Below are 23620 nucleotides of genomic sequence, written 5' to 3'. Positions count from 1 at the left end.
ATGCTTGGGATCACCGACCTCTCCATCCGCCTCGCCGGACGCCTTCTGATTGACCAGAGTTCCGTGCAGATCACGCCGGGATCGCGAGTCGGCCTGGTCGGACGCAACGGCACCGGCAAGTCGACGCTGTTCAAGGTGATCCGCGGTGAGCTCGCGGCCGAGCACGGCTCGGTGAGCTTGCCGCCGCGCTGGAGCGTCGGCAGCCTCGCCCAGGAAGCCCCGAACGGACCCGAAAGCCTGATCTCCGTCGTGCTCAAGGCCGACCTCGAACGCGACGCGCTGCTTCACGAAGCCGAAAGCGCGACCGATCCGCACCGGATCGCCGAGATCCAGACCCGGCTGGTCGACATCGACGCACATTCGGCGCCGAGCCGTGCCGCCGCGATCCTCTCCGGCCTCGGCTTCTCCGCCGCCGATCAGCTCCGCCCCTGCGCCGAATTCTCCGGCGGCTGGCGCATGCGCGTCGCGCTCGCCGCCACCCTGTTCGCCGCGCCCGATTTGTTGCTGCTCGACGAGCCCACCAACTATCTCGACCTCGAGGGCACGTTGTGGCTGGAGGATCACCTCGCGCATTATCCGCGCACGGTGATCGTGATCAGCCATGACCGCGACCTCCTCGAAAGCTCGGTCGACCAGATCCTGCATCTGGAGCGCGGCAAGCTCACGCTCTACAAAGGCACCTATTCCTCGTTCGAGGAGCAGCGCGCCGCGCGTGAGCTGCTCGATGCCAAGGCCGTCAAGCGCCAGGAGGCCGAACGCGCCCGCCTGCAGGCCTTCGTCGACCGCTTCAAGGCCAAGGCCTCGAAGGCCCGGCAGGCACAGTCTCGCGTGAAAATGCTGGAGCGGCTGAAGCCGATCACGGCGCTGGTCACCGAGGACGTCCGCGAGATCAGCTTCCCTGCCCCGGAGAAAATCCTGTCGCCGCCGATCATCGCGGTCGACAACGCCTCGGTCGGCTACGATCCGGCGAGCCCCGTGCTCAATCGCGTCACCTTGCGCATCGACAATGACGACCGCATCGCGCTGCTCGGCGCCAACGGCAACGGCAAGTCGACACTTGTAAAGCTGCTCGCCGGACGACTCGCACCGTTCTCCGGCAAGGTGACGCGCGCCGACAAGCTGTCGATCGCCTATTTCGCGCAGCACCAGCTCGACGAGCTGAACGAGGACGCCTCCACCTACGACCACGTCCGCAAGCTGATGGGCGAAGCGCCCGAAGCAAAGGTGCGGGCGCGCGCCGGCGCGATCGGCTTCTCCGGCAAGGCGGCCGACACCAAGGTCGCCAAACTGTCGGGCGGCGAGAAGGCGCGGCTGCTGCTGGGCCTTGCGACTTTCTTCGGCCCCAACATGATCATCCTGGACGAGCCGACCAACCATCTCGACATCGACAGCCGCGCCGCGCTTGCCGAAGCCATCAACGAATTCCCCGGCGCGGTCATCATGGTCTCGCACGATCGCTACCTGATCGAAGCCTGTGCCGACCAACTTTGGATCGTCGCCGACCGCACCGTCACCAATTACGACGGCGACCTCGACGAATATCGCCGCCTGGTGCTGTCCACACGCAACGGCGAACCCGCCCCGCGCGAGCGCAGCACGGCCAGCGAAAAGCCGCAGCGTGCAAGATCAGACAATCGCGGCTCGCTGAAGAAGCGCATCACCGAAGCCGAAGCCGAGATCGCCCGCGTCAGCGACATCATCACCAAGATCGACACGGCCCTCGCTTTGCCCGACATTTTTACGCGCGATCCCAAGCAGGCCGCACAGCTGTCAAAGGCACGCGCCAATGCCGCCGATGCGCTGGCGCGCGCGGAGGAGCAGTGGCTCGAGGCGAGCACGCAGTTCGACGAGGCTGCGGGCTGACTCCAAATCTGGAAAACAACCCCATGCACGGTAGCGGTAATTAAATACCCTGCATGAAGTAGCTGAGCGAGCTACTCTTCATGGGACCACCTGCTTAGTCCGCGAACTGCCCGGCCGCCTTGATGATGGGGGCCCAGCGGTCGACTTCGCTGGTCAGCATCGCGCCCAGCGCCTCCGGCGTCGCCTTGTCCTGCGGGACCGGCTCGGTGTTGATGTCGTTGAACCGGGCGATCAGCGCCGGATCCTTCAGCGCGGTCTGCAGCGCGGCCGTGAGCTTCTGAACGACCGCCGGTGGCGTGCCCTTGGGGGCATAGAGGCCGTGCCAGACGCCGAGCTCAAACCCCTTGAGGCCGGCCTCGTCGGCCGTCGGCAGATCGGGCAGGCTCTTCAGCCGCTCCTTGGTGGTGATCGCGTAGGCCTTGACCTGCTTGGCCGTGATCGGCCCGGTGGTGTTGGTCGCCTGGTCGCAGGTGAGATCGATCTGCTTGCCGAGCAGATCGTTCATGATCGGGCCGTTGCCCTTGTACGGCACCGTGGTGAGTTGCTTCTGGATCGCGGTCATGAACAGCATGCCGCAGAGATGCGAGGCCGCACCTAGCCCGGCATTGGCGTAAGTCAATTTGTCGCCCTGCTGCTGGGCGTAGGCGACCAGCTCCTTGAGCGTGTCAGCCGGAAAATCCGGACGCGCGATGATGGTCATCGGCGCATTGGTCACGAGGCCGATCGGCGCGAAGGCCGTCTTGGTGTCATAGCTGAGATTACGGTACAGCGTCGCGGCGGTCGAGATGCCGACATGATGGATCAGCAGCGTGTAGCCGTCGGGCTGGGCGCGCGCGGCGCGGGTCGTCCCGATGGTGCCGCCGGCGCCGGTCGCGTTCTCGACGACGATCTGCTGTCCCAGCGCTTTCCCCATGCCTGCGGCCGTCAGGCGCGCGATGGTGTCGGTCGGCCCGCCCGCGGCGAACGGCACCAGCATGGTGATGGGCCGGGTTGGATAGTCCTGGGCGAGCGCCGCGCCGAGCGGCAGAAGCAGAGCCGATACGAGGGCAATCGAGAACCGCATAGTCTCCTCCGGATTGTTGTTGATGCCATCAAAGCGCATTCCGGAGCGCACGGCCATGGCGAAAGCGACGCATCAGGAGTGTCACGATCACGTCATGCTCGCGATGCCGTTGCTCGGGTGCCGGCAGGAAGCCGGGTAGCCGCCGCGATGAACTCGTGCGGCCGGTGATTTCCATCGCACGGCGTCCGGCCACGGAGGCGTTCCGATAACACGTCGCGGAGAGCTGTCGTGAACTCTCGCTCGCTCGCCGTGCGTTAGGTCTCGGCCTCTGTCTGGCTCTCAAGCTTCGTCCGCAGGTCCGCGACGATGCGATGCACGGTTTGCAGGTCCTTGACCAAAAGCCCCTCCGAAAGACCGTTGACCCAGGGCGCCTGCAAAGCCATGGCGGCATCGAATGCGCGCCGCCCCTTGTCAGTCAAGACGACAAGCTGCGCTCGGCGGTGATGCGGGTTGGCCTCGAAGGCAACGAGGCCTTCCGCGTGCAGGTCATTGACGATCCGCTGCACGTTTTGGCGATTGGCACCCAGATCGCGGGCAAGCCAGGCCACCGGCTGCGGGCGCTCCGCGTGCACGATCGCCCCGAGAATCTGCCAGCGGGCGCTCGTGAGCCCGAGCCCAGCCACCAAACGGTCTCCTGCGGTCAAGAGCAGGCTGTTCAGCCGGAACAAGTCGAGCACGAGGTTCGACAGCGCATCGCCGGCTGGCGTTCGTTGGGATTTCCGCATTCGTCACCATAGACCGTTATTGACATCATGATGTCAAATAGCTACTTTGCTCATAGCACCACATTGACATCATAATACCACATCGAACGGAGCCCGCCATGGCGCATCTTCGCCCTCTGGACCCCAACTTTCCCATCGAACGTCAGCTTGGCATCGACACCAGCCCAGTGGTGCTGGTGAATGTGTTCACGCTCGACAAGACCGACGAGCAGAGCTTCCTCCAGGTCTGGCGAGACGATGCGGCCTTCATGAAACGGCAGCCGGGCTTCATCGCCACCCAGCTTCACCGCGCGATCGGCGATAGCCCGACATATCTGAACTATGCCGTCTGGGAATCGACGGCCCACTTCCGGCTGCATTCACGCACCCTGAGTTCAGATCGAAGATCTCGGCCTACCCCTCCTCCGCCGTCGCCTCTCCGCACCTGTTCGAGAAGGTCGCCGTGCCGGGCATCTGCGTCGCGTAGCTCGCCTTAAAGAACAGCAGGACCCGATGACCAAGATGATTCACCCCGTCGCGGGCGTCGTCGCGCTGACGACCATTGCGACCTTCTGGCTTTCCACGGCTCTCTCCGAGCTATTCGCGTCACACGCGAGCGTAACCCTGGTGAAGACAGCCATCCCCTGGGGCTTCCTGTTGCTGGTTCCGGCGCTGGCGGTGACGGGAGGTTCGGGTTTCTTTCTGGCAAAGGGACGGCGCGCTGGCCTGATCGGCGCGAAGATCAAGCGCATGCCGTTCATCGCGGGTAACGGCATCCTCGTTCTCATTCCCGCCGCCTTGTTTCTTGCCTCCAAGGCAAACGCCGCGGAGTTCGACACCACGTTCTATGCAGTGCAGACTCTCGAATTGTTTGCCGGCGCGGCGAACATCGCTCTTCTCGGCCTCAATATGCGTGACGGCTTCAAGATGAAGGGCGGCTTGCGCACTCGCCAACGCGATCGCTTCGACACCAAGCCGATGCTCTGAGGGGCGCGCGCAAAGCGGGCTTCCGATCGAATCCGCCCAGGCTCGCCCGCGTCCTTCAGAACCACGGCATCGAGGGCGTTATTTGAGCGGACGGCGATCCATGGAGCAGTACGATAACTTCTCCGATGCACGCAGCCGATCCGCCGCGGTGCAGGCGATCCTCGCCTACGCGTGCTTCTTCGGCTTCGGCTTGGTCGCCCTCGGCACCGGCTGCGGATCGGGATTGCCCTCGATCGAGGACAGCCGTCCAGCCGTGAAGGTGTAGATTCCCGCGCGCGGCCCCGTGGCCCAGGTGACGACGGCAACGCGGCGGCCGGCGCCGTCGTTGGAGAGATTGACGTTCGAGGGCGCGCCGATGCCGCGCACCACGTCGCATTCGGTATGGCCGAGCGCGACCGTGCCGCCCATCGGAGCCGGCGCCGTCGTCGATGCATTGGCATCGGCCGGCCCGGGAGGCGGTGCCATGCCGGGACAGCCGCCGTCGGCGCTGACGAGATCCTCAGCTCCGACCGGCTTGTCGGGGGTCAGCGGCGGGGATTCGATCGAGATGTTCTTGATGAACAGCCGGCTGGGCGTGTTGAACCATTGTGCGTCCTTGGACAGCAGATCGGTCCCCGAACAGCCCGCGACCAGCGGTGCTACGGCAGCCAACGCAACTATGAGCGACTTGGGAAGCTTTTGATGTCGCACGATAAACCAAATTCCCCGCGTGAAGGACCAGCCCTAAGCGATTGTCCCAACATCACTTTGCGGCACGAAGGTGACAAAAGCCAGCATCGCCCGAAAAGTGCAAATTATCATTAATTGCGAAGGGCCGCTAATTCCGACGCTGCCACCGGCCCCGCTCGTCGGCCTGCCAATAGGTGACATCAAATCCCCGCTCCTTGCAATCCGTCCAGGCGCTGCGGGCGAGCGCGAGCGCATCCGGATCGTCGCCGTTGAACAGCAGCACCATGCGCGCATAGCCCTGCGAATCCTGCGGCAGGGCGGCATTGTCGACCAGGAATCGGACATGGGCGCCGTTGGGATTGCCCTCCTCGATCGCCAGCACGATCGGCTGATCGGCGGCATCGTTCACACGCCATGTCGCGTGCGGCAGGAAGGAATCGTCGCGATAGGTCCATAAATGCGCGTCGAGCGCATCGGCGCGCTCTTCCGAGGTCGACTGCACCACGACGCGCCAGCCGCGCTCGAGCGATTTCTCGAGAAGCGGCGGCAACACGTTCTCCACCGTCATGTTTTGCAGATGATAGAACAGGACTTCGGTCATCTCAGGTCATTTGCGCTCGTAATGGTCGGCGACCAGGCGGTCGAGCAGGCGGACACCATAGCCGCTTGCCCAGCTCTGGTTGATGTCGGTCTTCGGCGCGCCCATGGCGGTGCCGGCGATGTCGAGATGGGCCCAGGGCGTGCCGTCGACGAATCGCTGCAGGAACTGCGCGGCGGTGATCGAGCCGCCATGGCGGCCGCCGGTGTTCTTCATGTCGGCGAACTGGGAATCGATCAGCTTGTCGTATTCGGGACCAAGCGGCATGCGCCAGACCTTGTCGCCGCTCTCGATGCCGGCCGCCAGCAGGCGTTCGGCGAGCTCGTCATTGTTGGAGAACATGCCAGCATGCTCGGTGCCGAGCGCAACCACGATCGCGCCGGTCAGCGTCGCCAGATCCACCATGAATTTCGGCTTCACCTTCTTGGCGACGTACCAGAGCACGTCGGCCAGCACGAGGCGGCCTTCGGCGTCGGTGTTGATGATCTCGATGGTCTGGCCCGACATCGAGGTGACGATGTCGCCCGGCCGCTGCGCATTGCCGTCGGGCATGTTCTCGACGAGACCGATGGCGCCGACCACGTTGGCCTTGGCTTTGCGCGCGGCAAGCGCGTGCATCAGGCCGACGACGCAGGCCGCTCCCCCCATGTCGCCCTTCATGTCCTCCATGCTGCCGGCCGGCTTGATCGAAATGCCGCCGGTGTCGAAGCAGACGCCCTTGCCGACGAAGCTCACGGGCGCCTCGCCTTTCTTGCCGCCGTCCCAGCGCATGATCACGGTGCGGCTCGGCCGTGCCGAGCCCTGGCCGACGCCGAGCAGCGCGCCCATGCCGAGCTTCTGCATCGCCTTGACGTCGAGCACCTCGACCTTGACGCCGAGCTTGCGGAGCTGACTGGCGCGGCGCGCGAATTCCTCGGGGAAGAGCACGTTCGGCGGCTCGTTGACGAGGTCGCGCGCGATGATCACGCCGTCGACGACGTGGCCGGCCGAGGCAAACGCCTTCTTCGCTGCGGTGGCATCGCCGACCGCCAGCGAGATGTCGGCGCGCGAGCCGCCCTCCTCGCCGTCTTTCTTCTTCGTCTTGTAGCGGTCGAATTTGTAGGCGCGCAGGCGCAGGCCCGAGGCGATCGCAACCGCCTGCTCACTCGTCATCGCGCCACCGGGCAGTTCCGCCATGATGGTCATGGCGGCCGCCCCCGCGGCAAGCTTGCCCGCCGCTACACCGCCGAATTTGAGAAAATCGTTCGCCTTCAGGCCGGCCGCCTTGCCGGCGCCGATCACGAGCAGACGGGTGGCCTTCACCCCTTCCGGCGCCAGGATGTCGAGCGCTGCCCCGCTCTTGCCCTTGAAGGCGGCGGCGGCCGCCGCGCGCTTCACGAGTTCGATAGCGCCGCCCAGCGCCTTGGCCGTCGCCGGACCGACCTTCAGACTGTCGTCGCAGAACACGACCAGGATGCCACGGGCGGCGGCGGACAATGGGACAAAGCCGACCTTGATGGCATCGGACATGAGTAACTCCTTCAAAAATCTTGGTCTTTTTGCTGTTCACGGTTCCTGGCCAGGGCCAGACCTGAACGGCGATTCACTGGGTCTTCCGCACTATGGGCCAGCGCCCCGCCAGATGCCAAGCACCCCCCGTGGCCTCAAGGCCACAACGAGGGAAATATTAACCATATAATGAGGGTGCCACGGGGCAGCCATTTTGTTGACGGATCAAAGGGATGGTAGTGAGAGAGTGAGCTGGCGGAAGAGGCGCTGGCCAACCTTGGGGATCCCCTGATCGGGGATTGGTTGGACAGCGGAATTTCGGCCGACATTGGGGACTTGGTGGGATTCGTGCGGTAGCGCATGGGGTCGATCGATAGGTATATCTTCCGCACGACGCTGGCGTCGTTTGCGCTGATCCTGGTCAGCCTCACCGGCGTGATCTGGATTACGCAGGCGTTGCGCGGCATCGACCTGATGACGAGCCAGGGTCAGACCATCCTCACCTTCCTCGGCATCACCAGCCTCGTCGTGCCCGCCCTGGTCCTGATCATCTCGCCGATCGCGCTGATGATCGCGATCTCGCACACGCTGAACAAGCTCGCGACCGATTCCGAGATCATCGTGATGAATGCCGCCGGCCTGTCGCCGTTCCGGCTGTTCTATCCGTTCTTCTACGCCACCTGCGTGGTGGCGCTGCTGGTGGCCTTCATCGCGGCCTATCTCGCCCCCGACGGCATGCGGCGGATCAAGCAGTGGGATGCCGAGATCACCGCGGACGTCCTCACCAACATCCTGCAGCCCGGCCGCTTCGCCCAGCTCGACCAGAATCTCACGATCCGGATTCGCGAGCGCCAGCCCGGCGGCATCCTTGCCGGCATCTTCATCGACGACCGCCGCGATCCGAATGAGCGCGTCTCGATCGTCGCCGAGCACGGCGAGGTCGTGAAGAACGAGACCGGCTCGTTCCTGGTGCTGGAGACCGGCAATCTCCAGCGCTTCGAGGCGGGCAAGCGCGATCCCGCGCTGGTGGCCTTCGGCCGCTACGGCTTCGACATGTCGAAATTCTCAAACCAGGGCCGCGACGTCACCCTGGGCATCCGCGAGCGCTATCTCTGGGAGCTGCTCTCGCCGTCCGACAACGACCCCGTCTACAAGCAGATCCCCGGCCAGTTCCGCTCGGCGCTGCATGACAGCCTGCTCGCGCCGATCTATTGCTTCGCCTTCGCCGTGCTGACCTTCGCCTTCCTCGGAGCGCCCCGCACCACCCGCCAGAGCCGCAATTTCTCGATCGGCGGCTCGGTCGTTGCGGTGTTCGGCCTGCGCATGGCCGGCTTTGCCTGCTCGGTGATGGCGGTGAAGTCGCCGGGGCCGGTGCTGGTTCAATACGCGATGGTCTTTGGCGCCATCGGCGTCGGGCTGTGGATGATCATCGGCGGCGTCGTGGTCGAGCCGCCGCCCGGCCTCATGGAGGCCATCAACAGGTCGAATGCGCGCATCGCGCGGCTGTTCGGACGGCCGGCCACCGCATGAGCATGCTCACCAACACACTCGGACGCTATTTCGCCGGCCGCTTCGTGGTCGCGGCGCTCGGCGTGTTCGCGGGCATTTTCCTGCTGCTGGTGCTGGTCGACTACATCGAGATGGTGCGCAAGACCTCGGGGCTGGCATCCGCCTCGGCACTCATGGTGGCCGAGACCTCGCTGTTCCGGGTGCCGCAGCTCCTCGAGAAGCTGACGCCGTTCTGCATGCTGATCGGAGCGATGACCTGCTATCTCGCCCTCTCTCGCCGGCTCGAGCTCGTGGTTGCGCGCGCCGCCGGCATCTCCGCATGGCAGTTCATCTCGCCGGCGCTCGGCAGCGCGCTGCTGATCGGGGTGATCGCCACCATCGGCTACAATCCGATGTCGGCGAACTTACGCGAGCTCTCCAAGCGCATGGAGGCCGAGCTGTTCGGCTCGGCGCCCGGCGGCGGCATCCAGGACGCTTCCGGCTTCTGGCTCAATCAGGTGACCAGCGACGGCCAGACCATCATCAACGCCGCGCGCAGCGAGCAGCAGGGCGTCCGACTCACCGGCCTGACGCTGTTCCGCTTTGACACGGACAGTCACTTCAAGGAGCGGATCGAGGCGCGCGAGGCGACACTGGAAGCTGGCCATTGGCTGTTCAAATCCGTTCGCCGCTTCTCGCTGGACTCCCCCCCGATCGACCAGGCCACCCTGGTGATTCCGACGACGCTGACCGAGGCGCAGGTCCGCAACAGCTTTTCCACCCCCGAGACTGTGTCCTTTTGGCAACTACCGAGCTACATCCGCTCGTCCGAAAGCTCGGGCTTCGCGACAGCAGGATACCGACTCCAGTATCAGAAGCTTCTGGCACAGCCGTTTTTGCTTGCCGCCATGGTGATGCTCGCGGCCTCGGTGTCGTTGCGCTTCTTCCGGATGGGCGGCGTGCAGAAGATGGTTTTGAGTGGCGTGGGCGCAGGCTTTCTGCTCTACGTTCTGTCGAAAGTGACTGAAGACTTGAGCAAGGCTGAGTTGATGCATCCGATCGCTGCGGCGTGGTTGCCCGTGGTGGTGGGCGGCCTCACCGGCTTTTTGGCCTTGTTGTACCAGGAGGACGGTTAGTGACTGCCGTCCATCGAGGACCCGTGTCTCGTTTGACGCGCCGCATCGTGATGCGCGCGAACGGGTGCGGCTTGTCTCTTCGCAGGCTCATGATGGCTGTCGCTGCCGTGGCATCGCTCGGCGCGCTGATCGATGTTGCCGCCGTGGCCCCCGCCTCGGCCCAGAGCTTCACCTACAATCCGCTGCCGCCGCGCCCGAAGCCGCCGAAGGCCGCCAACGACAACCAGATGCTGGTTCAGGCGACCGAGGTCGACTACGACTACAACAATTCGCGCGTCTCCGCGGTCGGTAACGTCCAGCTGTTCTACAACGGCACCAGCGTCGAGGCCGACAAGGTCATCTACGACCAGAAGACCAAGCGGCTGCATGCCGAAGGCAACATCCGCATGACGGATGCCGACGGCAAGATCACCTATGCCGAGATCATGGATCTCTCCGACGATTACCGCGACGGTTTCGTCGATTCGCTGCGTGTGGACACGGCCGACCAGACCCGCATGGCCGCAAGCCGCGCCGACCGCTCCAGCGGCAATTACACGGTGTTCGAGAACGGCGTCTACACGGCCTGCGCGCCGTGTAAGGACGATCCGAAGAAGCCGCCGCTGTGGCAGGTCAAGGGTGCGCGCATCATCCACGACCAGCAGGAGAAAATGCTGTATTTCGAGACGGCGCAGATCGAATTCTTCGGTGTGCCGCTCGCCTACATGCCCTATTTCTCGACGCCCGACCCGACCGTGAAGCGCAAGAGCGGCTTCCTGATGCCGGGCTATTTCCCGGGCACGACGAACACGGGCTTCGGCGCCGAGGTTCCGTATTACTGGGCGATCGCGCCCGACATGGACGCAACCATCACCCCCCGCTTCATGTCGCGGCAGGGCGTGCTGCTGCAGGGCGAATTCCGTCAGCGCCTGATCGACGGCGCCTACCAGATCCGCGCCTACGGCATCGACCAGCTCGATCCCGGCGCGTTCTCCGGGCAGCCCGGCGACAAGCAGTTCCGCGGCGCCGTCGACACCAAGGGTCAGTTCGCGCTGAACGACAAATGGGTCTGGGGTTGGGACGGCGTCCTGATGTCCGACTACTATTTCTTCTCGGACTACCGGCTCTACCAGTACCGCGATCCGCTCGGCTCGTTCCTGCTGCTGCCGACGGAAGCGCTGTCGCAGCTCTATCTGACCGGCGTCGGCAACCGCAGCTTCTTCGACGCGCGCACGATGTACTGGCTGAGCTATTCGGGTAACCAGAGCCAGGTGCCGATCGTCTATCCGGTGATCGACTACTCCAACGTGCTCAACTATCCGGTCTTCGGCGGCGAGTTCAGCTACAAGACCAATTTCGTCAACCTGTCGCGCGACCAGGCGGTGTTCGATCCGATCACCACGATCGCCAACACCAACAGCCTGTGCACGACGGCGTCGGCCGATCCGCTGGCCCGCACGCCGTCGCAGTGCCTGCTGCGCGGCTTCCCCGGCAGCTATACCCGCCTCACGGCCGAGGCGCAGTGGCGCAAATCCTTCACCGATCCGCTCGGCCAGATCTGGACGCCGTTCGCCAGCCTGCGCGCCGACGCGATCAACTCCTCGGTCTCCAACCAGCCGGGCGTGTCGAACTATCTTCCCGTCGGCGACACCCAGGCGTTCCGCCTGATGCCGACCGTGGGCCTGGAATACCGCTACCCCTTCATCAACGTTCAGCCCTGGGGCTCGACCACCGTCGAGCCGATCGCGCAGATCATCATCCGGCCGAACGAGACCTATGCCGGCAAGCTCCCGAACGAGGACGCCCAGAGCATGGTGTTCGACGCCTCGAACCTGTTCAGCGTCGACAAGTTCTCCGGCTATGACCGCGTCGAGGGTGGCGGCCGCGCCAATGTCGGCGTGCAGTCCACCACGCAGTTCGACAAGGGCGGCGCCGTTAAGGCCCTGTTCGGCCAGTCCTACCAGCTGTTCGGCATGAACTCCTTCGCGGTCCAGGACCCCATCAATACCGGCCTCAATTCCGGCCTGGACAAGCCGCGTTCCGATTACGTCGCGAGCGCCAGCTACTCGCCCAACAGCACCTACACGTTCAGCGTCCGCTCCCGCATGGACGAGCAGACCTGGAACGTGCAGCGCTTCGAGGCGGAAGGCCGCGCCAACTTCAATCGCTGGGCAGTCAGCGTGCTGTACGGCAATTACGCGGCGCAGCCGGAGCTCGGCTATCTGACCCGCCGCGAGGGCATCCTGACCTCGGGCTCGCTGAAGATCGCGACCAATTGGGTGGTGTCGGGCTCGGCGCGGTGGGACCTCGAGGCCAACAAGATCAACCAGTATGTGCTCGGCGCCGGCTATGTCGACGATTGCTTCGTGCTGGCGGCGAACTACGTAACTTCGTATAGCTATTCGGCGGGCACCGCGCCGCCCGTGCTGAGCCATGCGTTCATGTTCCAGATCGGCCTGCGCACGCTGGCGACCTCGTCGACGACCAGCAGTTCCGCCGGCCTCCAGTGAACGGTTTGAAGTGCCGGCCGCGCTTGCCCCCATCACAGGCTCGACGCGGCTGACATGCGAGCGACAATCATGACGACCCCATTGCCCGTCTTCCGCCTCCTCCTCGCCATCGCTGCCGGACTGATCCTGACCGGACTGCCCTCGCCGTCGCGCGCGCAGAACATCGTCGTCATGGTCAACGGCGACCCGATCACCGATTTCGACATCGAGCAGCGCTCCAAGCTCGACCAGCTGACGACGCAGAAGACACCGAGCCGGCAGGAGGTCATCAACGAGCTGATCGACGACAAGGTGAAGACGAAGGAAGGCAAGAAGTACGGGGTCGATCCTGGTATCTCCGACATCAACCAGTCCTACGAAGGCATGGCGCAGCGCATGCGCATCACGCCGGACCAGCTCACCAAGTCGCTCGAATCCAAGGGCGTCCGCCCCGAAACGCTGAAGGGCCGCATGAAGGCCGAGATGGTCTGGACCAGCCTCGTGCGCGGCCGCTTCAAGGAGAAGCTGCTCGTCGGCGAGCGCGACGTCGCGCAGGCCGTGCAGGCCCAGACCGGCGACAAACTCCAGATCGAGGGCACCGAATACAAGATGCAGCCGATCGTGCTGATCGTGCCGCGCGGCTCGTCCGCGGCGTTCCTGGAGACACGGAAGAAGGAAGCCGAGAGCTATCGCGCGCGCGTCGGAAGCTGCGAGGAAGCCAACTCGCTGTTCCGCTCGACGCCGAACGCCACCATCCGCGACAGCGTCACCAAGACCACCGCGGAATTGCCCGAGGCGCTGCGCAAGGTGCTCGACGACACCCCGATCGGCCACCTGACCGCGCCCGAGATGACCAAGAACGGCATCGAGATGGTGGTGCTGTGCGCGCGCAAGCCGACCATGATCGACACGCCGAAGAAGCGCGAGGTCCGCGAGAAGATGTATCAGGAGAAGTACGAGAAGACCCAGAAGGCCTATCTCGACGAGCTCCGCAAGGCGGCGATGATCGAATATCGCAACCGCTGATGGCCAATCGCGCAGCCAAACCGCATGCCCTTCCCCTTGCCCTGACGCTGGGAGAGCCCGCCGGCATCGGCCCCGACATCACGATCGCAGCCTGGCTCCGGCGCCGTGAGCTGAACCTGCCCGCCTTCTATCTGCTCGGCGACGAAGCGCTGATTGCCCGGCGCGCCAGGGCGCTCGCCGCCTCGCTGGGTGCCGACGTCAGGACCGCGGCGGTGAGCCCCGGCGAGGCCGAGGCCGCCTTCACCGAGGCCCTCCCCGTGGTCGCCACCGGCGAGCGCGCGACCGCCGAGCCCGGCAAGCCCGACGCATCGAGCGCACCGGCTGCGCTCGCCTCGATCCGGCAGGCGGTCACCGATGTCCGCGAGGGCCGCGCCGGCGCCGTCGTCACCAATCCGATCGCCAAGAGCGTGCTCTACCGCTCAGGCTTCCGTCATCCCGGCCACACCGAATTCCTCGCCGAGCTTGCCGCGGATGGCGGCCGCGTGCCGCAGCCGGTGATGATGCTGTGGTCGCCGCGGCTCGCGGTCGTGCCCGTGACCATCCACGTCTCGATCCGCGATGCGCTGGGAGAGCTCACCAGCGAGCTGATCGTCTCGACCGTTCGTATCGTTGCAGCCGAGTTGAAATCCCGCTTCGGCATCGCGCAGCCGCGCATCGCGGTCTCCGGCCTCAATCCACATGCCGGCGAGGACGGCTCGCTCGGCCACGAGGAGCAGACCATCATCGCCCCGGCGCTCAGGACGTTGCGCGGCGACGGCATCGAGACCAGGGGCCCGCTGCCCGCCGACACCATGTTCCACGAGGCCGCGCGCAGCACCTATGACTGCGCGATCTGCATGTATCACGACCAGGCGCTGATCCCGATCAAGACCGTCGCCTTCGACGACGCCGTCAACGTCACGCTCGGGCTGCCCTTCATCCGCACCTCGCCCGATCATGGCACCGCCTTCGACATCGCCGGCACCGGCAAGGCCAATCCGGCCAGCCTGATCGCGGCGCTCAAGCTTGCAAGCCGCATGGCGGCTACGCAAAGCTGATGAGCGCGATCGACGACCTCCCGCCGCTCCGCGAGGTCATTCGCCAGCACGCGCTGTCGGCGCGCAAATCGCTCGGCCAGAATTTCCTGCTCGACCTCAATCTCACCGCCCGCATCGCGCGCGCAGCAGTGCCGCTCGAAGATTCCACGATCGTGGAGATCGGCCCGGGCCCGGGCGGGCTGACGCGCGCACTGCTCGCGCTCGGCGCGCGGCGCGTCATCGCCATCGAGCATGACGAGCGGGCGATCCCGGCCCTGCAGGATATTTCCGCGCGCTACCCTGACAGGCTCGAGATCGTGCATGGCGATGCCATGACCTTCGATCCCCGCCCGCTGCTCAATGGCGAACGCGCGAAGATCGTCGCCAACCTGCCCTACAACATCGCGACCCAGCTCCTGATCGGCTGGCTCACCGCCGAGCCATGGCCGCCCTGGTACGACATGATGGTGCTGATGTTTCAGCGCGAGGTCGGCGAGCGTATCGTCGCGCGCGAGGACGAGGAGGCCTACGGCCGGCTCGGCGTGCTCGCCAATTGGCGCTGCGAGACCAAGATCCTGTTCGACATTGCGCCGTCCGCCTTCGTGCCGCCGCCCAAGGTCACCTCCTCGGTCGTCCGCCTCACGCCGCGCGCAGAACCGCTTGCCTGCGATCGCAAGCTGCTCGAACAGGTCGCGGCCGCCGCCTTCGGTCAGCGCCGGAAAATGTTGCGGCAGAGTCTGAAGTCGCTGGGCGTCGATCCGGCGCGGCTTGCGGAAGCCGCCGGCGTCGATGCGACGCGGCGCGCCGAGACCATTCCGATCTCAGGCTTTGTTGCCATGGCCTGTGAATTGGCCAATATACGAACCGAAACAGAGCGATAATTTCGGAGGAAGAAATATGGCGTTGATGCGTCGGCAGTCCCTGGTCAAGTTCGATGCGCCGCTGTGCGAGACCATCGTCGATACGCCGAAGCCGAAAGGCGCCGAAGTGCTGGTGCGCATCGAGCGCTGCGGCCTCTGCCATTCCGACCTGCACATCCAGGACGGCTATGCCGATCTCGGCGGCGGCAAGAAGCTCGACACCACGCGCGGCATGACGCTGCCCTTCACGCTCGGTCACGAGATTGCCGGCGTCGTCGACGAAGTCGGCCCGGACGTCGCCGCCGGCCTCGTCGGCGCGAAGAAAGCCGTCTTCCCCTGGATCGGCTGCGGCCAGTGCCGCGACTGCGCCAATGGCGACGAGAACCTCTGCGTCAAGCAGCGCTTCCTCGGCGTCTCCATCGACGGCGGCTTCGCCACCCACGTGCTGGTGCCCGACGCGAAATATTTGCTCGACTACGATCCCCTGCCCGTCAACCAGGCCGCGACGCTGATGTGCTCCGGCGTCACCGCCTATGGCGCGCTCAAGCGCCTGGTCGACCGTCCGCGCCAGCGCAATTTGCTGCTGATCGGTCTCGGCGGCGTCGGCATGATGGGCCTGTCGTTCGCGCAGGCGATGTTCAAGCAGCCGATCACGGTCGCCGACCTCTCGCCGGCCGCGCGCGACACCGCGCTCAAGAATGGCGCCGCCAATGCCTACGACCCGTCCGAGCCCGACGTGATCAAGCGCATCCTGAAGGAGACCGAAGGCGGTTTTGACGAGATCGTCGATTTCGCCGGCAACGAGAAGTCGATGGCCTTTGCGGTCGCGGTCGCCGCGCGCGGCGGCAAGATCGTGGTCTCCGGCCTGATGGGCGGCCAGTTCACATTGCCGATGGTGCAATGGGTCTACAAGCGCATGACCATCGAAGGTTTCATGGTCGGCACGCTCGCCGAGGCCCAGGAGCTGATGGCGCTGGCGCGCGCCGGCAAGATCAAGCCGACGCCGATGCGCGAGGAGCCGATGGGCGACGTCCAGAAATGGATCGACGAGCTTCGTGCCGGCAAGGTCGTCGGCCGCATCGTGTTGAAGAACTGACTCATCGCTGCGGCGGGCCCAACGCAAGTTGGGCCCGCGTGACGGAACGCCTGCTGCCCCGCCGCGTTGGCAGCCCATGTCCATTCGTTGCACAGTCGAAAGCGCATTCTTCATCGCCTGGAGCTGCCTGGAGCAGAGCGGCGAACTCGGCCCGCCGGACGAGAGCGCCAACGTCATTCTCGACGCCATCGAAGGTCAGCTCAAAACCGGCGAACGCCGGCAGCTGATGCTCGCCAACAGGGCGATCGACGCCTACCGCGCGCACGCGGCGCTGCACCGATCCTCGTGGGATCGCCAAGCACGATTCGGGTGATGATCACCGCCCTCGGCCGCCGGCCCGGCGGCGTGTTGACGGATTGAGGCCGGCGGTCCTCGGGCAAAGCGCACGGGGTACGGCGCCAGACGCTACGCCAAGCCGCGCGCCAACATCTCGACCATCGACGGCCGCTTGTGTGCACTTTGGAACCGTCGGTTCCGCCACGGAAACGTAGGGTTCTGGCTGGAGCCGATTCCCGGCCAGCCAAGAGAAGAAACTGTGACCGGTCGGCCCTCGAACGATCTGCTCCGGCAGCTCACCCACCAGGATTTCGAACTGCTCGCGCCTCACCTCCAGCCGGTCGAACTCGCAGCGAGCCACGTCCTGCATCATGCCGGCGACGACGTGGCGGCGGTGCACTTTCCCTGCGGTCCCGCACTCGTGTCGTTCGCCGTGCCCGTCGAGGACGATCGCGAGGTCGAGAGCCTGCTGGTGGGCCGCGAGGGTGCGGTGGGCATTGCCGCAGGCCGCAGCCCTTCGCTCGCTTACTCGCGCATCGTCGTGAAGCTGGGCGGCAGCCTGGTCCGGCTGCCGCTGCGCGCGCTCGAGCAGGCGCAGCAGAGATCGGCGACTCTTCAAGAGGCCTTCTCGCGCTATGCCGACTGCCAATTCGCGCAGCTGCTGCAGACGGCGGCCTGCAACGCCGCCCATTCGATCGAGCAGCGCGCCGCCAAGTGGATCCTCTCCGCGAAAGCGAGCATCGGCGGGGCCGAGATCCCCCTCACCCACGAGCAGCTCGCCGGTATGCTCGGCGTCTCCCGCAGCTATGCCAGCCGTGTGATCCAGATGTTCAAGGCAAGGCGCATCCTCGCCACCCGCCGCGGCGCCATCCTGATCCTCGACGGGGCAGCGCTCGAAGCCAGAGCCTGCTGCTGCAACGATTGGGTGAGGAAGCATTTCGACGAGGTGCTGGGCGGAGCGGCCCCAGCCGACGGCTAGCCCCTCACGCCTCCGGCGGCGACTGACGCTTCAAATGCAAATAGGCCGGGTTGAAATCGCCGAGCCGCTGCAGCACGCGCCATTTCAGGACGATGAGCTCCCCGTCGCGCAGATCCATCGCGCCGCCCCGTCTGAGGTCAGCGAGCGTCCGGTTCACCGTCGCGATCGCCATGCCTAGCGTCTCGCCGAGCTGCACCAGGCTGATCGGCAGGCAGAAGCGATTGCCGCGGATGAGCTGCGCGGCGCGGGCGCGGTAGAACAGCTCGCAGAACAGGTGCGCCATGCGCGCCTGCATCGGCCGGGCGCTGTTGTTGGTGATGGCCTCGCGGAAGATCGAGGCATCGAGCAGCGTCTCGCGCCAGACCGAGAGCGCGAAAGTGGGCCGGCGCCGGAAGGCCGTGAACAATTCGCGATGCGGGATGAAGGCAACCGAGGCGTGCCCGAGCGCGGAGAGCCCATGGTCCATCTGGTCGATGAACAGGCCCTGGGAATCCGGCAGGTCACCGGAGATATGGAACGCGAGATATTGCCGCCCCCCGCTGCCGAGCAGATGGTAACGCGCCACCATGCCGGAGACGACCAGCGCCGAATGTTCGGGCTCGTCACCCTGGCGGATGAAATCCTCGTTGGGCGCGACATCACGCTGCGTAAAGGTGAGCGCGCGGATCTCGTCGAGATCCTCCCCGGTGAGCGCGGTGTGCTCGCTCAGGTTCCGGATCAGCACGTCGTGGGCTTTTTCCATGAGACCGCCAAAAATCGCGCGGGATCTATCAAATGATACTTCTGGCCCCGGGTCAGCGGACTAGAACGCGAGACGAAGGCACAGGTTGCTAACCCGTTTGCGGATCGTACGGGTCGCACCCACGCCATCACCTCGATCATCAACCGAGCCGGCCCTTCTCATGAGCCCTGCGACGATCCTGGAGCGCATCCGCGGCCTGTTCGCATCCGATACGAGCGAACACCTCGACCGCATCAGCGACGCCTTCAAGACCGGCACGCTGCGCGAGCCGGCGCGTCCGATGTCGGATCAGGAACTGGCCTGCGCCATCCGCGAGTTCCGCAGCGCTGAGGTCTCCGACTGGACCATCGCAAAGCTCTCGCGGCGCTTCATCGAAGTGCCGCGAGACGGCCGAAACACGTCGCGAGGCTGATGCCGCATCCGAAGTTCATCGCGCGTCTCCAGGCCATCGAAGGCCTGTCGGAGGACGAACGCCGGCAGATCGCGGGCCTGCCGTCCACGCTGCGCCAGGTCGCGGACGGCGAGATCGTGCTGCGCCAGGGCGAGACCGCCTCGCGCTGCGTCTACGTCGTCAGCGGCTTCCTCTACCAGGCCCGCATCGTCGGCGACCGCAGCCAGATCCTCGCGTTCCACGTTCCCGGCGACATGCCATGCCTGCACACGCTGCTGGTCTCGCCGATGGATGCGGACCTCGTCGGCCTCGGCCCGACCATCGTCGGCTATGTCGGGCACAGCCAGCTCCGCCAGCTGCTCGACGGCTCGAACCATCTGACCCGCGCGTTCTGGCGCGAGACGTTGATCGATGCGGCGATCTCGCGGCAATGGATCGCCCGCCTCGGCGCGCAGGCAGCCCTGCCGAAGGTCGCGCACCTCATCTGCGAGCTCGCGGCAAGGCTGGAGGTCGTCGGCCTTCTCAAGGACGGCTGCTTCCAGATGCCGATGACGCAGCGGCATGTTGCCGATGCCTGCGGTCTGTCGATCGTCCACGTCAATCGCACTATTCAGGAACTGCGGCATCGTGGATTGATCGCCTGGGAGGGCAGTGAGATCGAGCTGCTGCAGCCTGAAGAGTTGCGCAGGTTTGCCGATTTCACGCCCGACTATCTGACCTGAGCGCAATGCGTCGCGATCGCGGCCGCACTATCCGCCACCTCCGCCGTCGTTGAAGCCGAAGACGGATCCGGTCCTGGGCTACGGCGTGATGATATCCAGCCTGTCCCGCGACGGCAGCGTTGCCTTGAACGCCCGAAGCGCTGCATCAATCGCCGCCGCATCGGCCAGCGGCGTGCGGTAGAAATCGACATTCTGCCGCGACAAGGTCACGCTTCTCGTTTCGAGCACGGCGACCTTCGTCCAGCTCGACGACACGCCTTTCTCGAACCAGCCCTCGTAAATCATGATGAGACCGACGTGGTGATCGTCGGCAAGGGCGGCCATCTCGGCCGGCCCATAAGTTTCCGCCATTCTCGCCTTGCGCACCTGCTCCGAACCAAGGCCCCAGAGATCGAGCGTGTAATTGGTATTGCCATAAGCAACCAAGCCGAGATCGTTGACGCCAACCGCATCTCTGTAAAACGATTTGGCGAAACGAGCCATCTGGTATTGCTGCTCGTAGATATCGCTTGCACCCAGCGGCGAGATCAGTGCCGCTGTCATGTAGGGAATCGCGGCGGTGCCGAGCCCGAACACCACGCCGATCTTCACACGAGACCATTGCAGCGCGGAGAGCCGTGGCTTGAGTTGTGCGACGCCCCACAGCAATGCGGTCGCCGCGAGAGCCATGATGTATACCTCGTACCGATTGAACCAACCGTATTGACCGCACGCCAGATGGGCTCCGACGGCAACGATGACGGTCAGAAGCACGATCAGGACCTTGCGATCGGCGCGTAGCAGACTGGCGCACCAGGCAACGGCGAGACCGAGTGCGATGAGCCGCAATCCATACGACGTCGACACGCTCCGCAGCATGTTCCTGACGATGGCAGGCAGCTCGCTCGCGGGCTGATCAAGGGTCGTCAGATAGCCCTTCAACAAGACGGAGCTCGGCAGCAACGGCAGGCATCGCGAGGCCATGAGAACGACATAGCCCGACAGAGTGACGGCAATGACGAGCGCAGCGCCGGCCGCGAAGCGGCGCTGGTCCAGCAGCGCGAACGCCGCGATCGCGGCACCGGCGAATGCGATCCCTTCGAAGCGGATGAGCGGAAGCAGCACCAGGGCGAGGAAATGGAGCGATGTCGGCGCGAACCCGCGCGCCGCCGCCACGAGACCCGCAAAGGTCACGATTGAGGCCCAGACGTGAACACTGTGCTCCATGCCGGTCATGGGCAGCGCGACCGCGCTGGCACCGAAGATGAGGAGCAGCGCGATCACGCAGGCGAACGGAAGCTCGCCCACGCCATCGAACAGGCCGCTCGTCTCCACGAGGCGTATGATCGCCAAGATCGTCGCGCCTGCGGCTGCAACGTTGATCAACAACGGACCAAATGCACCGAGATGAAGCGCTTCGGTCAGAGCCAGAAAATATGGCCAGATGATCGATGAACTAGGTGATGAATACTCCCCGGCGTTGACCCCATATCCGCCGGACAGGATCTGGTCGGCGACCGCAAGATGGATATACGCATCGTCCAGCGTGAAGAAGAGCCTGAAGTCGCACAGCGCCAGGACCGCGATGATCTCCATCGCAAGCAATCCCAGCCAAACGAGCATGGCCACCGTTGTGGGTTGAATCCGGGCAGCGGCCCCCAAATGTCCCGACGACGCCCTGCCTGTCTTGTCGGGGCAGTCGTATTGATCGACGACAGCCATCGCGCTCCCCTGTCAGTCGCTCGATCACGATTGACGCCTTGCCGGGGTCCATCTCCCGCAGCCTGCGGTTTACCGTAGCCTCCCTAACAATCGATGACTGCAAGGCCTGGAATATTACGGTTTCGCTGGGTCGTTTTCCGAGGTCCGGTCATTTGCAGGAAGCGCAGCCGCGAGCACCGAGCCCGTCTCCCGGGCAGGCGCAGAGGCGAAGGATTGGAACGAGGGAACGGCAGTCTCAACACCAGCTGAGACCAACCGGCCGGCTCTCTATCTCACTGCGAACGGCGCCTGATAGGGGCGGCCGAACGGCACACCGTTGATCACGGTCTGGATCGGCTTGAGATAGGCCTTCCCCTCCCTCTTGTTGTTGCGGGTGTCGAGAAAGCTGACCGGCCCCTCCACCAGCTCCATGATGGCGACGTCGCCGGGCGCACCGACTTGCAGCGTGCCGATCTTCGGCGCGCGGTCGATGATTTTCGCCGGCGCCGTGGTGGCCATCGCGACCACCTGCTCCAGCGTGAAGCCCAGCGTCATGAACTTGCTCATCACGTTGGGCAGGAACGGGATGCCCGGCGAGTTGCCGGAGAAGACATGGATATCGGAGGAGATCGTGTCCGGCGTACATCCGCCGGGGATCGCCACTTCCGCCACGGTGAAATCGAAGCTGCCGCCGCCATGACCGACGTCGAACATGACGCCACGCTGCTTCGCCGCCAGGGCCGCAGGCAGCAGCTTGCCCTCTTGCACGATATTGGTGAAGACGTTGGACATGTTGGGGGCGCCCGAATAGGCATGCGTCAGCACGTCGCCCGGGCGGAGCAAATCGAGGATCTGCGACATCAGCTCCTTGGACTCGACGCCGCCGATATGCACCATCATCTTCGCCGGCCAGCCGCACATCTCGCAAGCCTGGATGCCGCGCTTCAGCGGCTCGAGCCCGTGCTTATAGATCACGTTCTCCGACATCCGCACTTTGACCCCGAGCAGGAAATCGGCGTTCTCGGCGAGCGCCATCGCGCAGGCTTCGGTCTGGGCGACGTCGATATTGTACAGCTCGGCGGCCGGGAACGCCGACAGGCCGTTATTGGCGATATGGACGAAGGCATACATCCGCGCCCGCGTCTGGGCCACGATGAAGCGGCGCAACGCCGCCAGATTGTTGACCCCGGCGTCGCCCGCGGACACGACGGTCGTCGTGGCCTGGAATTGCACCAGCTCGTCGGCGGGAATACCGATTGCCGAGCCGTAGGGGTAGACGTGACTATGCAGATCGATGAGACCGGGCATCACGAGCTTGCCTGACGCGTCGATGCTCTTCAGCGCGCGCTCGGCGGGGATCGCCTCCTGTACCGTTTCGATCACGCCCCAGCGGATGCCGATATCGCGTCGGGCGCGCAGCGACTGGCTGGGGTCGAGCACCTCGCCGCCTCGGATCACCAGATCGTACTTGTCGTTCGGCCCCATCGCGGCGCCGGCGGGCGCGGCGAGGCCGACAACTGCGGCTGACGTCGACAATGCCAGGAAATCGCGGCGTGACAACACAGACATAATGGTCCCCCCTCGCGCTTTTATTCGTGGCTACGTCCCCGCCTTGACGAGCAGATGCGCTTCTGCCGCCAACGTACGAGACCGGAATGAACGGGATTGGAATTGCAGCATCTTCGCGCCGATGATCCGATCCTATGACTGCACACGAGCCCTGAGGAGCCGCGAAATTTTCTGAAATCGCGTGAACCTTCCTGGACGAGCGCCGACTAAGCGAGCACGTCCGCAGGTCCGCTTGGGTCATTCGCGGCGATGGGCCGTTTGCGCCATGCAGAACGGCAAGCAGAACTGACGGCGGCTCCCGGAGAGGCGTCGGGCAAAACACCCGGTCAAGCCCTTGGCGCAAAAATATTCTACTTTCCAGAATTTCGGATTTGTGGCATACCCTCGCCCATCCCGGCCTCTGCCAAAGGGGCGCTTCGCGATCGTCACGAGATGCGGGCCGGGTGGCGGTGGACGCGGTAGCGCCGGCGCGGCTCGGCATGATGACAGGGCGGGCAACCGTGAGTCCTCAGGCGACGCGATACGACACGGCGCGGTCACAGCGGTTTCGTCGATGCCAGAGGGCGGGCACACGCAAGCCTTCGGGTATTCCGGCGGGATCGTCCGCGGACGGAGAAGTCGTGTGGTCCTGACGCCCGGGGTCTGTGCGTCAAGGCTTGCGGTGATGCGGCGGCCCGACCGGGCACGCGCATCGACCATCCCGCAAGGCGACGGGGGCAATAGTACATCGCTCCCCGGGGAGAGCACGAAGTACGCCGTAAACCATCGCGCAGGGAAGGCCGGGCGTTCGGCTCACCTG

The 23620-nt window shown here is 65.0% G+C and carries 21 protein-coding genes and 1 pseudogene; 14 read left to right on the top strand and 8 right to left on the bottom strand.

What is annotated here, in order from left to right; genetic code table 11:
• Window positions 1–1863 (top strand): ABC-F family ATP-binding cassette domain-containing protein, encoded by a 1863-nt coding sequence (locus AABA84_RS13765; protein WP_212244741.1) that lies wholly within the window; start codon window positions 1–3, stop codon window positions 1861–1863.
• A gap of 94 nt (window positions 1864–1957) precedes the next feature.
• Here the strand turns inward: AABA84_RS13765 and AABA84_RS13760 are convergent, their stop codons facing one another.
• Together AABA84_RS13760 and AABA84_RS13755 are read right to left on the bottom strand one after the other, a co-directional pair.
• A complete protein-coding gene (locus AABA84_RS13760; protein ID WP_212245265.1) occupies window positions 1958–2926 on the bottom strand; it encodes a tripartite tricarboxylate transporter substrate-binding protein in 969 nt (322 codons plus the stop codon).
• Window positions 2927–3180: 254 nt separating this feature from the next.
• Complete coding sequence (locus tag AABA84_RS13755; RefSeq protein ID WP_338312291.1) at window positions 3181–3651, bottom strand: MarR family winged helix-turn-helix transcriptional regulator; 471 nt, start codon at window positions 3649–3651, stop codon at window positions 3181–3183.
• Between the two features lie 98 nt (window positions 3652–3749).
• Between AABA84_RS13755 and AABA84_RS13750 the strand changes: the two are divergent.
• Window positions 3750–4117 (top strand): annotated as a pseudogene (locus AABA84_RS13750) (antibiotic biosynthesis monooxygenase family protein).
• Window positions 4118–4143: 26 nt separating this feature from the next.
• A complete protein-coding gene (locus tag AABA84_RS13745; protein WP_338312290.1) occupies window positions 4144–4617 on the top strand; it encodes a hypothetical protein in 474 nt (157 codons plus the stop codon).
• A 165-nt stretch (window positions 4618–4782) separates the two neighbouring features.
• Here AABA84_RS13745 and AABA84_RS13740 read toward each other — a convergent pair whose 3' ends face one another.
• The 3 genes from AABA84_RS13740 to AABA84_RS13730 all read right to left on the bottom strand — a co-directional run bounded on the left by AABA84_RS13740 (window position 4783) and on the right by AABA84_RS13730 (window position 7393).
• The gene (locus AABA84_RS13740; RefSeq protein ID WP_212244749.1) at window positions 4783–5268 is read right to left on the bottom strand and encodes a hypothetical protein; all 486 of its coding nucleotides are present in this window, start codon (window positions 5266–5268) and stop codon (window positions 4783–4785) included.
• A gap of 166 nt (window positions 5269–5434) precedes the next feature.
• Window positions 5435–5887, bottom strand: coding sequence for a DNA polymerase III subunit chi (locus AABA84_RS13735; RefSeq protein ID WP_212244757.1), 453 nt, complete (start codon window positions 5885–5887; stop codon window positions 5435–5437).
• Between the two features lie 6 nt (window positions 5888–5893).
• Window positions 5894–7393, bottom strand: a complete 1500-nt coding sequence (locus AABA84_RS13730; RefSeq protein ID WP_338312289.1) for a leucyl aminopeptidase — start codon at window positions 7391–7393, stop codon at window positions 5894–5896.
• 339 nt (window positions 7394–7732) lie between these two features.
• On the opposite strand from AABA84_RS13730, the gene lptF reads away from it, so the two are divergent.
• From lptF to AABA84_RS13685, 9 genes are all read left to right on the top strand, one after another.
• Window positions 7733–8902, top strand: a complete 1170-nt coding sequence (lptF, locus tag AABA84_RS13725; protein WP_212244761.1) for an LPS export ABC transporter permease LptF — start codon at window positions 7733–7735, stop codon at window positions 8900–8902.
• Window positions 8899–9996, top strand: a complete 1098-nt coding sequence (gene lptG / locus AABA84_RS13720) for an LPS export ABC transporter permease LptG (protein WP_212244763.1) — start codon at window positions 8899–8901, stop codon at window positions 9994–9996. Before lptF ends, lptG begins: the two co-directional genes overlap by 4 nt.
• On the top strand, window positions 9996–12485 hold the full coding sequence (locus AABA84_RS13715; protein WP_212244765.1) for an LPS-assembly protein LptD: 2490 nt from the start codon (window positions 9996–9998) through the stop codon (window positions 12483–12485). Before lptG ends, AABA84_RS13715 begins: the two co-directional genes overlap by 1 nt.
• 69 nt (window positions 12486–12554) lie before the next feature.
• Complete coding sequence (locus tag AABA84_RS13710) at window positions 12555–13490, top strand: SurA N-terminal domain-containing protein (RefSeq protein ID WP_338306908.1); 936 nt, start codon at window positions 12555–12557, stop codon at window positions 13488–13490.
• Entirely contained in the window at window positions 13490–14527 is a 1038-nt protein-coding gene (gene pdxA, locus AABA84_RS13705; RefSeq protein WP_338312288.1) for a 4-hydroxythreonine-4-phosphate dehydrogenase PdxA, read from the top strand. The genes AABA84_RS13710 and pdxA overlap by 1 nt, the downstream gene beginning before the upstream one ends.
• Window positions 14527–15387, top strand: a complete 861-nt coding sequence (gene rsmA / locus AABA84_RS13700; protein ID WP_212244777.1) for a 16S rRNA (adenine(1518)-N(6)/adenine(1519)-N(6))-dimethyltransferase RsmA — start codon at window positions 14527–14529, stop codon at window positions 15385–15387. The genes pdxA and rsmA overlap by 1 nt, the downstream gene beginning before the upstream one ends.
• Before the next feature lie 16 nt (window positions 15388–15403).
• Window positions 15404–16462, top strand: a complete 1059-nt coding sequence (locus AABA84_RS13695) for an alcohol dehydrogenase (protein WP_212244779.1) — start codon at window positions 15404–15406, stop codon at window positions 16460–16462.
• 76 nt (window positions 16463–16538) lie between these two features.
• Entirely contained in the window at window positions 16539–16775 is a 237-nt protein-coding gene (locus tag AABA84_RS13690) for a hypothetical protein (RefSeq protein ID WP_212244787.1), read from the top strand.
• 222 nt (window positions 16776–16997) lie between these two features.
• On the top strand, window positions 16998–17717 hold the full coding sequence (locus AABA84_RS13685) for a Crp/Fnr family transcriptional regulator (protein ID WP_212244789.1): 720 nt from the start codon (window positions 16998–17000) through the stop codon (window positions 17715–17717).
• A gap of 4 nt (window positions 17718–17721) precedes the next feature.
• On the opposite strand, the gene AABA84_RS13680 is transcribed toward AABA84_RS13685, so the two are convergent.
• Window positions 17722–18459 (bottom strand): Crp/Fnr family transcriptional regulator, encoded by a 738-nt coding sequence (locus AABA84_RS13680; RefSeq protein WP_338312287.1) that lies wholly within the window; start codon window positions 18457–18459, stop codon window positions 17722–17724.
• Window positions 18460–18619: 160 nt separating this feature from the next.
• On the opposite strand from AABA84_RS13680, the gene AABA84_RS13675 reads away from it, so the two are divergent.
• Both AABA84_RS13675 and AABA84_RS13670 read left to right on the top strand, forming a co-directional pair.
• Window positions 18620–18871: a hypothetical protein gene (locus AABA84_RS13675; protein WP_212244793.1), complete on the top strand. Its 252-nt coding sequence runs from the start codon at window positions 18620–18622 to the stop codon at window positions 18869–18871.
• Window positions 18871–19572, top strand: a complete 702-nt coding sequence (locus AABA84_RS13670; RefSeq protein WP_212244794.1) for a Crp/Fnr family transcriptional regulator — start codon at window positions 18871–18873, stop codon at window positions 19570–19572. The genes AABA84_RS13675 and AABA84_RS13670 overlap by 1 nt, the downstream gene beginning before the upstream one ends.
• Window positions 19573–19650: 78 nt before the next feature.
• Here the strand turns inward: AABA84_RS13670 and AABA84_RS13665 are convergent, their stop codons facing one another.
• Window positions 19651–21273: a hypothetical protein gene (locus AABA84_RS13665; protein WP_338312286.1), complete on the bottom strand. Its 1623-nt coding sequence runs from the start codon at window positions 21271–21273 to the stop codon at window positions 19651–19653.
• A 267-nt stretch (window positions 21274–21540) separates the two neighbouring features.
• Window positions 21541–22821 (bottom strand): amidohydrolase family protein, encoded by a 1281-nt coding sequence (locus AABA84_RS13660; protein ID WP_212244796.1) that lies wholly within the window; start codon window positions 22819–22821, stop codon window positions 21541–21543.
• Window positions 22822–23620: the final 799 nt, after the last annotated feature.

The organism is Bradyrhizobium sp. TM239 (genome assembly GCF_036247985.1).
Classification (GTDB): domain Bacteria; phylum Pseudomonadota; class Alphaproteobacteria; order Rhizobiales; family Xanthobacteraceae; genus Bradyrhizobium; species Bradyrhizobium ottawaense.
Note: the sequence above shows the minus strand (reverse complement) of the source record. Positions and strands in the feature narration are given on the sequence as shown.

Coding starts and splice junctions, on each gene's coding strand:
- AABA84_RS13665 (WP_338312286.1), bottom strand. CDS start 21,273: ATGGCTGTCGTCGATCAATACGACTGCCCCGACAAGACAGGCAGGGCG.
- AABA84_RS13735 (WP_212244757.1), bottom strand. CDS start 5,887: ATGACCGAAGTCCTGTTCTATCATCTGCAAAACATGACGGTGGAGAAC.
- lptG (WP_212244763.1), top strand. CDS start 8,899: ATGAGCATGCTCACCAACACACTCGGACGCTATTTCGCCGGCCGCTTC.
- pdxA (WP_338312288.1), top strand. CDS start 13,490: ATGGCCAATCGCGCAGCCAAACCGCATGCCCTTCCCCTTGCCCTGACG.
- AABA84_RS13660 (WP_212244796.1), bottom strand. CDS start 22,821: ATGTCTGTGTTGTCACGCCGCGATTTCCTGGCATTGTCGACGTCAGCC.
- rsmA (WP_212244777.1), top strand. CDS start 14,527: ATGAGCGCGATCGACGACCTCCCGCCGCTCCGCGAGGTCATTCGCCAG.
- AABA84_RS13670 (WP_212244794.1), top strand. CDS start 18,871: ATGCCGCATCCGAAGTTCATCGCGCGTCTCCAGGCCATCGAAGGCCTG.
- AABA84_RS13695 (WP_212244779.1), top strand. CDS start 15,404: ATGGCGTTGATGCGTCGGCAGTCCCTGGTCAAGTTCGATGCGCCGCTG.
- AABA84_RS13680 (WP_338312287.1), bottom strand. CDS start 18,459: ATGGAAAAAGCCCACGACGTGCTGATCCGGAACCTGAGCGAGCACACC.
- lptF (WP_212244761.1), top strand. CDS start 7,733: ATGGGGTCGATCGATAGGTATATCTTCCGCACGACGCTGGCGTCGTTT.
- AABA84_RS13675 (WP_212244793.1), top strand. CDS start 18,620: ATGAGCCCTGCGACGATCCTGGAGCGCATCCGCGGCCTGTTCGCATCC.
- AABA84_RS13760 (WP_212245265.1), bottom strand. CDS start 2,926: ATGCGGTTCTCGATTGCCCTCGTATCGGCTCTGCTTCTGCCGCTCGGC.
- AABA84_RS13730 (WP_338312289.1), bottom strand. CDS start 7,393: ATGTCCGATGCCATCAAGGTCGGCTTTGTCCCATTGTCCGCCGCCGCC.
- AABA84_RS13745 (WP_338312290.1), top strand. CDS start 4,144: ATGACCAAGATGATTCACCCCGTCGCGGGCGTCGTCGCGCTGACGACC.
- AABA84_RS13755 (WP_338312291.1), bottom strand. CDS start 3,651: ATGCGGAAATCCCAACGAACGCCAGCCGGCGATGCGCTGTCGAACCTC.
- AABA84_RS13710 (WP_338306908.1), top strand. CDS start 12,555: ATGACGACCCCATTGCCCGTCTTCCGCCTCCTCCTCGCCATCGCTGCC.
- AABA84_RS13765 (WP_212244741.1), top strand. CDS start 1: ATGCTTGGGATCACCGACCTCTCCATCCGCCTCGCCGGACGCCTTCTG.
- AABA84_RS13690 (WP_212244787.1), top strand. CDS start 16,539: ATGTCCATTCGTTGCACAGTCGAAAGCGCATTCTTCATCGCCTGGAGC.